This is a genomic window from Candidatus Pelagadaptatus aseana (assembly GCF_040362265.1).
GTDB lineage: Bacteria > Pseudomonadota > Gammaproteobacteria > Pseudomonadales > Cellvibrionaceae > Pelagadaptatus > Pelagadaptatus aseana.
The window spans coordinates 1-13,714 of record NZ_BAABNJ010000007.1 but is presented as its reverse complement, the minus strand read 5'-3'; the positions used below and the strand labels follow the sequence as shown (position 1 = coordinate 13,714).

The 13,714-nt window shown below is 55.7% G+C and carries 7 protein-coding genes; 3 read left to right on the top strand and 4 right to left on the bottom strand.

From position 1 onward, the window contains the following. Positions 1-20 precede the first annotated feature (20 nt). The 3 genes from ACPXV9_RS11485 (at position 21) to ACPXV9_RS11475 (ending at position 5,855) form a co-directional block, all read left to right on the top strand. Positions 21-1,058, top strand: a complete 1,038-nt coding sequence (locus ACPXV9_RS11485; protein ID WP_423897135.1) for a DUF3080 family protein — start codon at positions 21-23, stop codon at positions 1,056-1,058. A 73-nt stretch (positions 1,059-1,131) separates the two neighbouring features. After that, positions 1,132-4,839 carry a pyruvate:ferredoxin (flavodoxin) oxidoreductase gene (nifJ, locus tag ACPXV9_RS11480; protein ID WP_423897132.1) on the top strand — a complete coding sequence of 1,236 codons (3,708 nt, stop codon included), beginning with the start codon at positions 1,132-1,134 and terminating at the stop codon, positions 4,837-4,839. Positions 4,840-4,841: 2 nt separating this feature from the next. Then, positions 4,842-5,855: a dihydroorotate dehydrogenase-like protein gene (locus ACPXV9_RS11475; RefSeq protein ID WP_423897129.1), complete on the top strand. Its 1,014-nt coding sequence runs from the start codon at positions 4,842-4,844 to the stop codon at positions 5,853-5,855. Here the strand turns inward: ACPXV9_RS11475 and ACPXV9_RS11470 are convergent, their stop codons facing one another. The 4 genes from ACPXV9_RS11470 to ACPXV9_RS11455 all read right to left on the bottom strand — a co-directional run. Continuing rightward, complete coding sequence (locus tag ACPXV9_RS11470; protein WP_423897127.1) at positions 5,856-8,429, bottom strand: EAL domain-containing protein; 2,574 nt, start codon at positions 8,427-8,429, stop codon at positions 5,856-5,858. A gap of 72 nt (positions 8,430-8,501) precedes the next feature. Continuing rightward, the gene (locus ACPXV9_RS11465; RefSeq protein ID WP_423897124.1) at positions 8,502-9,836 is read right to left on the bottom strand and encodes a DUF1302 family protein; all 1,335 of its coding nucleotides are present in this window, start codon (positions 9,834-9,836) and stop codon (positions 8,502-8,504) included. Between the two features lie 51 nt (positions 9,837-9,887). Beyond that, complete coding sequence (locus ACPXV9_RS11460) at positions 9,888-13,187, bottom strand: outer membrane lipoprotein-sorting protein (protein ID WP_423897122.1); 3,300 nt, start codon at positions 13,185-13,187, stop codon at positions 9,888-9,890. 54 nt (positions 13,188-13,241) lie between these two features. Then, positions 13,242-13,714, bottom strand: a 473-nt coding sequence (locus ACPXV9_RS11455) for a glutathione S-transferase family protein (protein ID WP_423897120.1), incomplete at its 5' end; no start/stop codon positions are given.

The window sequence follows — 13,714 nt, the reverse complement described above, 5'->3', positions numbered from 1 at the left end:
CGATTGTACAGGCCTTTTCCATGGCTGTCCGATTGGCGTTGGCTTTGCGGGTGTTATTACTGGTGTTAGCGCTGGTGCTGCTGACAACGGCGTGTTCATCGCGAACGGAGCTGGAAAGCGAGCTGGATGATTATCTTACGCGACTGTCCCGAGTCCTTGATGAAGAGATTCTCACAACTCAGACCGAGCCATTAACTCGCTTGCGAACCCGCAAGATCGACGTGCCCAGAGTCAAGATCACCGTGCTGGATTTTCTGGGGCTGCTGGGCTGTGAGTTGCAGTACACCATCGGTGAGCGCAACAGTTCCATGGGGCGCATGGCAACCGACTCTCAGCGCCTGCTCAATACCCTGCGTTTATTGCAGCAGGCGCCCCCCTGTATCCAGCGGCTGCGAGACAATGAGCGTCAGGAACAGGCGGATGAGTTACAGGCGCTGATGCAATTGAAGCGCGATCAGCTGCCAGCGCTGATCTACAATGCCACTCTGGCCGGCCCTGAGTTTGATGCGTTCTGGTCCATGACAGTTGCACGAGATTATCCCGAGAATGTCAGTACCGAGGTGGTTGATGCACTGATTCATCTGAGCAACTTTATCGACAGCTGGCTGAGTGATGAGCCCACGATCGACAGCCGGCAATTGGAACTCACACTGGGTCTGATACGCAGCGGTGATGGCGGGGCGCTGCTGCGATCACTGGCCGTCTCCGCTGCCAGTTTGCGCAGCGCTTCAAGCATGATCGATGCTCGCTTGGAACGTCGGCCAGTTTGTCTGGCAGCCCAACCCAATAAAACCTCGAAAACCTTTGAGCGCGTTGTGCTCAGGTCATTCATTGGTGCTGTGCAGCCACGCCAGGCTCGACTCAATCAACGCTATTACGATTTGATTGAACCCATCCATCGGATCGAACAACAGCTGCACTCCATCCTGCCCGAAGATTATCAGCTGTGGCGCTCGCTTCGGGGAGCACGCTTTGAGTCATTTATGCAGGCGCCGCGCAATCACATAGAAGCCATCAAGCAAATACCCTTGCAGTGTGGATCCAATTTTGGCCGCTGAGCTATCGGCAATCCTCGAATTTCTGTCCTATATTGCAGGTGTCTAAATCCCAATAAAAATTGTGGAGATTCCTGTGCCCCACCCCGAAATGGATGTTATTGATGGCAATCAGGCCGCCGCGGCCATTGCCCACCTGACCAATGAAGTCGTCGCCATCTACCCCATCACCCCATCGTCGCCCATGGGCGAGTGGGCGGATGAATGGTCTTCGAAAGGACAGAAAAACCTGTGGGGAACCATCCCCGATGTGATTGAGTTGCAAAGCGAGGGTGGTGCGGCCGGTACCATTCACGGTGCTTTGCAGGCTGGGGCGCTGGCGACCACCTTTACCGCGTCACAGGGATTGCTGTTGATGATCCCCAATATGTACAAGATTGCCGGGGAGCTGACCCCAACCGTTTTCCATATCGCAGCCCGCTCTCTGGCGGCTCAGGCTTTGTCCATTTTTGGTGACCACAGTGATGTGATGGCCGCTCGCTCGACCGGTTTTGCCATGCTGGCGTCCAATAGCCCACAGGAAGTGATGGATCTGGCCTTGATCGCTCAGGTGGCCTCGCTGGAGAGCCGGGTGCCAGTGGCGCATTTCTTTGATGGTTTTCGAACCTCCCATGAAGTGGCCAAAATTGAAACGGTCCCCGTGGATGTGGTGCGCGCCATGATCGACGACTCGACCATCAGTGCCCATCGCCGGCGTTGCCTGACACCCGAGCGTCCGGTGGTGCGCGGCACCTCGCAAAATCCGGACGTCTATTTTCAGGCTCGCGAAACCGTCAATCCCTATTATCAGGCGATGCCCGGGATCGTACAAAACGCCATGGACGCCTTTGCCAAACACACCGGCCGTCAGTATCGGTTGTTTGATTATGTCGGGGCTGAAGACGCCGATCGGGTATTGATCCTGATGGGATCCGGTGCCGAGGCGGTACATGAAACCGTCGATTACCTCAATCGCCAGGGCGTTAAAGTCGGTGCCCTGAAAGTTCGCCTGTTCAGGCCGTTTGACGCCAATGCCTTACTCGATGCCTTGCCAGAAACCGCCCGGTCGATTGCGGTGCTGGATCGCTGCAAAGAACCCGGTGCCGACGGCGAGCCTCTCTATAAAGATGTGGTTACCGCCATTGCCCAACAGGCCATGGCCGGTGAATCCCGATTTAAACAACTGCCCCGGGTGATCGGCGGTCGCTATGGTTTGTCCTCCAAAGAATTTACGCCGGCCATGATCAAGGCGGTGTTTGATGAACTGGCAATGGAGGCGCCGAAGAATCATTTTACGGTGGGAATTCGCGACGATCTCAGTCACACCAGTCTGGACTGGGAAGATCGTTTTCGAACCGATGCTCATAACGATAATTTTCAGGCCATGTTCTTTGGGTTGGGCAGTGACGGCACCGTCAGCGCCAATAAAAATTCAATCAAAATAATTGGCGACAGCACCGATCTTTTTGCGCAAGGGTATTTTGTTTACGACTCGAAAAAATCCGGCGCGGTGACGGTTTCCCATCTGCGCTTTGGTACCAAACCCATTCGCTCCAGTTATCTGATTGAATCGGCTGAAGCGAATTTTGTGGCGTGCCACCAGCCGGTGTTTCTCGAACGCTACGATATGCTGGATTTTGCTGCCGATAATGCGGTGTTTTTGTTGAATACGCCCGAACCACAGGGAGCGGTGTGGGCATCCCTGCCGGCCAAAATGCAAACGCAGATTATTGAAAAAAATATCCGGGTCTATGCCATTGATGCCTATTCGGTGGCTGCGGCGGCAGGCATGGGCAAACGCATCAACACCGTGATGCAAACCTGCTTTTTTGCGATATCTGGCGTGGTGCCGCACGACGAGGCCATCGCCGAGATCAAGCAGGCGGTAGAAAAAACCTATGGCAAGAAGGGTAAGCGGATCGTTGAGCTGAATTACAAAGCCATCGATATGACCCTGGCGGCGTTGCAGGAAATTTCGACTGGCCATGCCTCAATGGCCGGCGAATATGCAACAGGGGCGTTGAAGGATCGTCTGGTAAAAGATGCCGATAGCTTTGTAGAAAATGCCAATAGCTTCATAAAAAATACCGATAGCTTTGTCAAAAAAGTCACGGCCGAAATCATTGCCGGTCGCGGCGATTTGATTCCCGTCAGCCAGTTGCCCGATGACGGCACCTACCCCACCGGCACGGCGGCCTATGAAAAACGTAATCTGGCGTTGGAGATTCCCGAGTGGGACGCCGACATCTGTACCCAGTGTGGCAAGTGCGCCATGGTGTGCCCACACACGGCCATTCGCGCCAAGGTATTTCCCAGTGAATTAATGACTGATGCGCCGCCTGCCTTTAAGGCCGTGCCTACCCTTGGTAAAACCTATCCGCCGGGCAATCACATCAGTTATCAGGTGGCCGCCGAAGACTGTACCGGTTGTACCCTGTGTGTGGATATCTGTCCGATTCGCGACAAGAGCAACGCCAGTCACAAGGCCATCAATATGACGCCACAGGCGCCGGTGGTGGAACAGGAACGGGAAAACTTCGAGTTCTTTTTGACGCTGCCGGAGTATGACCGCACCACTTTAAAGAGTGGCACCATTGCCGGTGCCCAGGTGATGCAACCGCTGTTTGAGTTTTCCGGTGCCTGTGTCGGTTGTGGCGAAACGCCCTATATCAAACTGGCCTCGCAATTGTTTGGCGACCGGATGGTTGTCGCCAATGCCACCGGCTGTTCGTCCATTTACGGTGGCAACCTGCCGACCACACCCTGGACCAAAACAGCGGAGGACCGGGGGCCGGCCTGGAGTAATTCCCTGTTTGAAGACAACGCCGAATTCGGTCTGGGCATGCGGGTGGCAATTGACAAGCACGGCGAGCAGGCTCGGGAGTTATTGCAGTCCATGGCGCCGGGACTGGATCAGGATCTGGTAGAAGGTATTCTCACCGCGGATGAATCGACCGAGGCGGGTATTCACGAGCAGCGTCAGCGGGTAGCGCAATTGCGCAAAGCGCTGGAATCCACTGCCGACGAGCGAGCCGCTTTGTTGACGGAGCTCAGTGAAAACCTCTGTCGCAAGAGCGTCTGGATTATTGGTGGCGATGGCTGGGCCTACGACATTGGCTACGGTGGTCTCGACCATGTGCTGGCTACCGGAAGGAACGTCAATATTCTGGTGCTCGATACCGAGGTCTACTCCAATACCGGTGGTCAGCGATCCAAGGCCACGCCGAAGGGGGCGGTGGCCAAGTTCGCCTCGGGCGGCAAGGAAGTGGGGAAAAAAGATCTGGCGATGCTGGCCATGGAATACGGCAACGTCTATGTCGCTCATGTGGCCTACGGCGCAAAAGACACCCAAACCCTGCGCGCCTTTCTCGAAGCCGAAGCCCACGATGGACCGTCTCTTATCATCGCTTACTCACCCTGCATCGCTCATGGTGTGGATATGTCGCACAATCATCGCCAGCAAAATCTGGCGGTAAAGAGTGGCCACTGGCCGCTGTTGCGTTTTAATCCTGCGTTGGCGGCAAAGGGCAAAAATCCGTTGAAGGTGGATTCGGCGGCGCCGTCGGTTCCCTATCGTCAATTTGTGGAATCCGAGACGCGCTTCAATATGTTATGGCACAGTCACCCGGAAGCGGCGGAACAGTTTTTGGCGCAGGCTGAGAAAGAAGTGGCGCACCGCTATCACTACTATCAGCAACTGGCGGAGCTGGATTGGGAAGATCCTGCGGTTGAGCAACAGCTGGCCAATAAAAAAGCCCAAGCCATGTCCGACAAACATCAGGGAACCAGAGGAAGGAAGAATTAATCATGGTGGATTTATCTACGACTTACCTGGGGCTGCAACTCGATAACCCTCTGGTGCCATCGTCCTCACCGCTCACTAAAGAGCTGGATACCGCTAAGCGTCTTGAGGATGCGGGTGCCTCGGCGCTGGTCACCCATTCCCTGTTCGAAGAAAAAATTCGCGAGGAAGACGAGCGCCTGATGCGTTTTATGCACAATCAGGAAATCGGCTCGCCCGAAGCCGATACCTTTCGCGCTCTGCCCGATGACTATATGACCTATCAGGAAAAGTACCTCGAGCATTTGCTGAAACTCAAAAGCAGTTTGAATATTCCGATTATTGCCAGCATGAACGGCACCACACGCGGCGGCTGGGTCGACAGTTGCAAGGAATTGGAACAAGCCGGTGCCGATGCGTTGGAACTCAATATCTATTACGTCGCCGCTGATGCTCAGGAAAATGCTGGTCAGGTAGAGCAGCGCTACGTCGACATCCTGCAGGCGATCAAGGCGCAGGTAAACTTGCCGGTGACCATGAAATTGTCATCCCAGTTTAGTGCGCCTTTGGCCTTGGTTCGCCAGCTGGAAGAGGCGGGGTGTGATGGCGTGGCGTTATTCAATCGCTTTTATCAGCCGGACATCGATTTGGAAACTCTGGAGGTGGTGCCCCGCTTGCAATTGTCTACGCCGGAAGAATCTCTGTTGCGTATCCGCTGGGCCGCTTTGCTGTCAGGCCGGGTGAGTTGTTCTCTGGCCGTTACCGGCGGTATCCATTCCCGAACGGAAGTGATCAAAGCACTGCTGGCCGGTGCCGATGTTACCCATATGTGCAGTGCTCTGCTCATGAAAGGGCCAGATTATCTGCGTCAGGTTTTACAGGAACTGCAGCAGTGGCTGGAAGAGTTTGAATACGAGTCGGTGGCGCAACTCAAAGGCAGTGTCAGCCAGAGTAAGGCCATTGATCCGGCGGCCTATGAGCGCGCCAACTACGTTAATGTGTTGGACAGTTACACGCCGCCGCCGGGGGTGCGTTGGTAATTACTGGCGGTTCTCCAGCCACTGTGTCACATCAGCCAGCGGCAGGGGTTTGCAGCACCAGAACCCCTGAAAGCAATCGCAGTGGTATTCCATCAGCTTGTTGACACTGGCTTCGTCTTCAACGCCTTCGGCCACCAGGTTGTAGCCCAGTGCGTGTATCATATCGATGGAGGTTTTGACGATCACAGCTGAGCTGTCACTGGTACAAATGTTCTCAATCAGGGAGCGATCCAGTTTGATTTCCGTGGCGGGCAAACTCTGCAGGTAGGACAGCGATGAGTAACCGGTGCCGAAATCGTCAATGGCAATTTTTAATCCCAGTTGAACCAACGCATTGAGCGAGGCGATCCCTGCTTCTTTATCTTCCATAGCGCCGGTTTCAGTAAGCTCCAGATAGATCTTGTCTGACGGTACGGTGTAGCGATCCAGTATCGCTTTGAATTGCTGGTCCAAATTGGCAACCAGTAAATCCCGGGCCGAGATATTGATGGAAATGGAGCCGTCATAACCTGTGCTATGCAACTGCTCGTAATCCTTCAGGGCTCTTTCAAAGGCCCACAGTGTCAGTCGGTTGATCAGGTCGGATTGCTCAGCCAGCGGGATAAATTCATCGGGCGGGACAAAGCCCCGCTCGGGATCTATCCAACGGGCCAGCCCCTCCATGCCGACCACCGCGCCTGTGTTGATATCCACCTTGGGTTGATAGTGCAATTGCAGTGCGTCCTTATCCAGCGCTTCTCTGAGTCGGGTTGCCAGGGTCAGTCGTTTCTCGTCATAAATATCCATGGACTTTTGGAAGATGCCCATCATGCCTTTGGAGTGGCTTGATACTTTCAGTGCAATCAATGCGTTGCGAATCAATTGGTCTGGTTTATTGCCGTGGTTGGGGTACAGGGCACAGCCAAAATGGGGTGCCAGATCAATGCTAATGCCTTCAATGGTGACTGGGTTGGTTAGCCGTTTCAGGGCGGCGTAAAATTTGTCCGGGTCTTGTTCGAAGGCATCCATATCCGTGAATACACCGAAAGAATTGCGCGACAATTGGTACAGGCACTCCTCCCGGCCTTCACCATTGGTGTGAGTTATCGCAGCACCGGTGGCCAGTTGTTCTTCGCTCAACCGTGAGGCAGCGACTCTGAGTACGTGATCGGCGGTAGACAAACCCAAAGTTCGGGTGATTTCTTCGAGGCGGGATATTCTTGCTACGGTCAGGAAATAGCGTTTGCCCGGGTTGGCCTTGAGGGTGTCGTTGACCAGCCATTCAAAGCGGTTGCGGTTTGACAGCTGCGTCACCGGGTCACGGGATACGCTCTCGGTGAGCAGGGCCTGAGTCATATTGCGTTGTTTTTCTTTCAGCAGGCTGTCTTTTTGTGCCTGGATTTTTTTCTCCCGCTCACGGTACAGGCGCTCGGCCAGTGCCAGCGACAGGATCACAGCTTCAAGCCCCGAGCCGATTTGCATGGCGTATTCGGTCCAGAAGTTGTTGGGCAGATAGCCGGATGCGCGAGCCGAAGTGGCAAACACGCCAAATGTCAGCGGTGACCAGGCGATGGTGAAAAAGATACCGGCGCGTCGGTGGTTGTACCAGGATATGGGGCCGGCGAGAAACAGTACTGAGAATAACAATATCGCCCCCACCGCTGACAGCCGGGAGGTGGCGTCATAATCGCCAAAAACAGCCATCGCCAGGTTGAACGATTCAAAGGCAATCATGGCTTTGATGGCCCAATCAAGGCGGGGGCTGTGGCTGGCGGTTCGTAAAAAGTTTCTCGCAAACAGCAGTGAAAACAACGCCAGCATCGGCATGGAAATCAGGAACAGGCGGCTGTTTAAATCCGGCGCATCGGGGATAAGCAATTGATGCAGGTAGCCCCGGTTGGTGGCAAAGAACAGCAAATAGCCGGCAATAGCCAAGGCGTAATAAAGATACAGGCGCTCGCGCAAACTGAAAAAGACCGCCAGATTCAGCAGGGTGATGGTGAAGACCAAGCCGTAATAGAAAAAGTGAATCTGCAGTTCGGTGGTGGCGTTTTCGAAAAAGGCTTTCTCTTCCCAGACCCGCAAGGGCAAGATCATCGAGCCTTCGGTTTGCACGCGGATGGTGATGGGCAGTTGCTCCCGAGGCGCCAGCTGGAAGTTGAACAGATTGCCCGGGTGATCGATGTGGCGCGGGCGGAACGGTTTGGTGTCGCCGGTTGTTAGCTCGATCACAGAACCGTCTTGTCGGGTGGCCTTGAATACCACCTCGTCGAGGTAGACGTAGTTCAGGTCGACAACAAAATTCTTAACCTCGTCGGTGTTGTTGGCGATAAGGGTTTGCAGCCAGAAATAGGAATCCTGAAAGCCAAAGTTGGCGTCACTGGAAGATCGTGTCTGCCATTGATCGCCGGGCAGATCGGCTATGGACTCAAAGGAATACTCGTTATTGATGTCCTGAAAGACTTGGAATTGTGCCTCAATGGGGTAGGTACTCTCAGGCACAACGTTGATCATTGGTGTGCTTGCCAGAGCGATACCCGGTAGAAAACTGAACAGGCAGGTAATGACCAGCAGAAGCGGGCGAAAATGAAGCAAGGTAAATTTACTCCAGAGAATACGGAATTCTCTCTGTTTTTATATGGCAGTACTTTTACCTTGTCATTGTAGTCAAAATCCCCACTCAAACCCAATTGTGATGCGATCGCGTTGATCAAACTGGCCGTAGAGCCCGTCGCTGTCACCCTGAAAAAAGTCCGCACCCAGCCACAGCTCGATATTGCTGGTGAACAGGTGGCTGAGGCGCGGTCGCCAGAGTTGATCCCGTTGATTGAGCGAGTACTGACCGCGCAGGCTCAATGTCCAGGTTTCGTTGGCAAAGCGTCGCTCTGCGAGAAGAGTCAGGGTGTGATCCTGACGATCGCGGGTCACGTGATCGTCGTAGTCCAGCAGCAGGCTCTGGAACCATTGGACACTGATGAAGGTGTCGCTCCAGCCTTGAAAGTCGAGCCCGATGACCGAGCTGAGCTCGGGGCTCTCGGCAATGCCCTGATGCTGCCCGTCTGCGGTTATGGTATCGGCCAGATGATAACTGTGGCTGTACCAGCCCACTTCGGTGCGCAGGGTCCAGTCGCCAAAGGCATTGCTGGCGGTGGCGCCTAACAGGTGGCTGCGCTCGTACTGCGGGGCAACGGTTAACTGGCCGTTGTTGAGGGTCTGGTAGTTCACCGCAAAGTCGCGATAGTGATAGAGGTAATTGAGGGTGATATCCCAGCCGTTGGCAAACACGCTGTAGCGCACCCCAAAGTCGCTGTCTGTCAGCCAGTGATCGGGCTTGTCGGCTTCCAGTTGATCGACCCCGGTGATGAATGCCGTGGTGGATGTGGGCGGCTGGGGTACGCGCAGGGGCGTGGTAATGGCGAAGTCCGTGCCGGGGGCGGCCAGCTCGTGATAGGTGGTGTCGGGAATCCACAACAGTTGCAAAATGCCTTCCTCGCCCACGGGGACTTCGGCGTTAATCATCCACAGGGGGATGCGGGAATCGTCGAAGTCATCGAGGATAAATTCCCGATAGCTCTGGGGAGTGACCACGTCCAGTACTTTCAGGCCGTCGGCCTGCCCCCACACCACCTGCTGCTTGCCAATGCGCCAGTAGCTGTTGAACCACTCGGCATCGGCATAGAGTTCCCTCAAGCTCAGTTCGCCGTGTTCACCACGAGCCAGCGGGGCGCTGAGATTACTGAAGTTTTCCGGGCGCTGCTGGTCGTCGTTGAGCTGGTCGGCGGTATCCAGCCGCAACCGCACAATGGCGGTGATGGCCAGTTGCCCGGTCGGGTTGCCGTTCCATTCCACATCCAGCAGGCTCTCCATTTTCTGGCTGCGGTGATCCTGAGTGCCGGCCCACTCCTGTTGCCAGCGGCTGTTCCAATCGGCGGCCTGACTGTGTCCGCCCGCGAGCAAGCCCAGAGTGGCAATAACCGATGGTTTCAGTGCACGTGATGGCATGGTTGATTCTCCTTCAATGGTGCTGGGTGTTTGGGTATGAGGGGTGAGGGTTTACAAACCCCGGGCCAGAGCGCGTTGGCTGAACAGGCTGTCTTTAACCGGGGTCTGGTAATCCACATCACTGAATACAAATTCACTGGTGTGGCCGGTTTTGTGGTTGTTCATGGTGAGCTGGTGGCGGGTCCAGATACCGTCTATCTCGCGGATGTCGGTGGCGGTCATGGTTTTCAGCAGGTTGCCACGGATGTCCCAATAGTTGGCCTTGATCACCAGCCAGCTCTGGGTATCAACCCAGAATTCGGTGCGGCTGTAACCCAGCTCTTTGGCGATGGCCTCCGTGCGGGGCTGACCTGCCAGTTTGAAGGTGTCGCGCTGATCGATGCGCTCGGCCTCGACGGTGGTGTAGTGGTAGTCCTGAGGTTCCAGCTTGCCTTCCTTTTTGATGTCTTCGTAGGTGAAGTCGGTACCGAGAAAATAGTCACCGCGATCCGATGCGGAGATGCGTCGCACCTTGCGCAGCGCCGGCAAATACAGCCACTGATCGTCGTCCACCTCGCTGTGGTAGGGGTAGTCGTAGGTCAGAAAACCGGTGTCTTTGACGTTGGTGGGGCTCAGGTAGAACAGCACCGTGCGTTTATCGTCACCAAAGTACTTGCGAAAACTGCGGGTCTCGCGGACCCGCTGTTTGCCGCGGCGGTCGGTGAGGTGCATGGTCAGGGTGCGGCTGACCTGCAGACCATCGTCCATGCTGTTGACCTTATCCACTACCCAGTCGCCACTGGGCAGGGTTTTGATGGCGTCGGTGTCGATCAAATCGCGGGCCTCTGCTGCGGCGCTGTGAAGCAGTGACAAGGTAGCCATACCACTCAGCAACACTGGAATGACCAGACTGCGCAGTGTGCTGCTCAGGGTTTGTGGGTTTTCACTGACGTCGTTCAGGCTGTCCACCGTCAGCCCCTGAAAAATAAAATCGGGGCGCAGCAGTTTGATCAGGGCCGGCAGCAAGGTCATGCTGGCGACAAAACTGGTGGTGACGGCCAGCGCGACAATGGTGCCGAAGTTGGTCAGGGGAACCACCTGACTGGAAATCAACACGCCAAAGCCACAGGCAATGGTCAGAAAATTAAACAGCAGGGCGCGACCGGTGGTGGGGAAAATGGCCTCTATCTGCCGATCGATTTCGGCCGCATCAATACGCTGGTGCTGATCGCGGTATTGGCCAAACTGGTGGCGAATACGATCCAGTGTGTGGATGGCGAAGTCGACACCCAGACCAATGGCGACACTGGCAAACATCGAGGTGCCAATACCCAGCGTGATGCCCAGTAAGCCCATCACCGAGTAGATCAGCAGGATGGCGCTCACCACCGGAATCAGAGCCAGCACGCCGGCGAAAGGCGAGCGAAACAGCAGCGCAGAAACCACCCACACCAGTAGCAGGGCAATGCCCAGACTGTAGAAGTGGCTGGCGCCAATGTCCTTAATCCAGTGGTAGTTGACGGTTACCCGGCCGCTCAGCGTGGCCTTGATGCTGTCATCCTGAAATTCGCGGTCAATGTAGGCTTGCAGCGCTTCGACCACCGGTTGGGTGTGACTGAACGCGGCGCTGTCGAGCAGCAAACGGACATTGGCCATGCGGTAGTCGTAATCCACTTCTTCTTCAAAATCGGTGGGGTCACTGGAAGCCGAGTAGAGCAGGAAGTACTGGGCCACCGATTGCTTGCTGTCGGGCAGGGTGTAGGCGCTGCTGTGGCCTTCATTCAAAACCCGGTTCATCTGCTTCAGGTAATCGACAATGGAGGTGGCGTTATTGACGTGGGGCAGGGTCAGGGCGTATTGCTGCAGTGCCTCGATCTTGCGCAGATTATGGGGTTCAAACAGATCCTCGGGGTTGGGGGTTTCAATCACGATATCGAGATTGTTGGTGCCATCGAGGTGACGATTGATGGCGCGGTCGGCCTGATAGATGGGCTCGCTGGGGTGAAAGGTTTTGATGCGATCCTCATCCACCGGCAACTGACTGGCCGAGTAGGCACCCAGAACCCCCAGCACGGCACCGATGCTCACCAGAGCGCCGGCATGGCGCAGGCTCAGACTGCCCAGCAGGCTCATCATCCGGGCAAACAGATCGGCGTTACCGGCCTGCTGCAGTTGCACAAAACGGGGGCTGACTTTGGGCTGAATCCAGGCCAGCGCGGCGGGCAGAAACACCATCGAGTAGAGCCAGGCCACCGCCACGCCCAGCGCGGTAAAGACACCCATCATTTTGAACGGCGGCATATAGGAGGCGAAGTAGAGCCCGAGAAAACCCGCCATGGTGGTCAGGGTGGTGAGGGTAATGGGGCGCCACATCTCGACCATGGCTTCAATCACCAGCTGTTTGCGCGATTGCTCGGGATGGCGGGTTTGCAGCTCGTAGTACTGGCTGAAAATATGGATGGCGTCGGCCACCGATATGCCGATCAGAATCACTGGCAGGGCGTTGGTGATCACATAAAAAGGCGTGCCGCTGCCGGCCATAATGCCCAGAGTCATCAGCACCGAGGCGGCGATAATGACATTGGCCAGCAGCGCCGGTGCCAATCGGCGAAAGGCAAAGGCAATGATCAGGGTAATGATCAGGCCGGCCATGGGATTGAGACGACTGGCGTCGGCATCGACGTAACTGCCGAGAAAACCGGCCACGGCGCCTTCGCCGGCCAGATGCAGTTTGACACCCTCAAGAGTTGGTTCGGCATCGATTACCGCCTGCAGATCCCAGTAGGTTTGTTCGGCCAGGGTGTCGTCCAGCATTTCAATCACGATCAGAGTGGCCTGACCGTCGCGGGAGACCAGCTTGCCCTGATACAGCGGGAAGTCGGCAATGGCCTGCTGTAATCGTTCGGCATCAGTCGGTGTTTGCGGCAGCGGATCGAAAAAACCGGTGACGGCCATGCCATCGACACTGCCCTCAATATTGTTTTCCGTGGCCAGACTCATGATCCGCTCGGGGTCGATGTTATCGACCAGACTGACAGCCTGGGTAAGGCGATCCACCAGCTGCAGTACCTGTGGCTGGTAGATGCCATTGGCTTGCTGGTGTACCACGGCAATCACAAACGGATCGGCCAGACCAAATTGCTGTTTGACCTTGTCGCGGTAGAGTAACGCCGGGTTGTCGGGTGCCATAAAGGCATCACCGCGGGTGTCTTTGGTCAGCTGGGGCAGGAACTGCAGCATCGCCGCCATCAGGATTACGCTGAGCAGAACCAGGGTTTTGGGGTGGTTAGCAACAAAGCTGAAATAGCGCCTTGCCCTGATGTTGTTGGGCGAAGTGTTGGGCCTAGTGTTGGCCGTAGTGTGGGTTGTCATGATGCACTCTCCGTCATGTTTATGTATATGCATGTAATGCCGGTGTAACCCGTCTCACGGGTTTCTAAATTGCTGCAGTGACTGTTGGGTTTGCTGCCACCAGCGGGTTTCACTCAGTGCTGCAAACCAGCGTTGCAGGGCGGGAAAATCCGACAGGGTGATGGCCAGATCGTCCACAAACAGCAGCGGCGCGGCCACGCTCAAATCGGCAATGGTCAGTGCCTGACCGCACAAAAAAGGCGTCTGTTGTAACTGCTGATCGAGCAGATTCAGGGCCTTGCCCAGTGGTGGCAGATTTTTCTCAATGGCAGCGGGATCACCGGGGTAACCCCAAAAGGGAAAGTACACCTGATGACGCAGCAGCTCACCGATGCGCGGGTTCCAGCGACCGGTTTCCCATTGCAGCCAGCGCAAAATATCGGCCTGGGTGCGGTGGTCTTCGGGCCACAACGGGAGCCGATCGTTGGGGTCAGCGTCGGCCTGCAGCTCCGCCGCCAGATACTGCAAAATGGCGTTGGATTCCCACA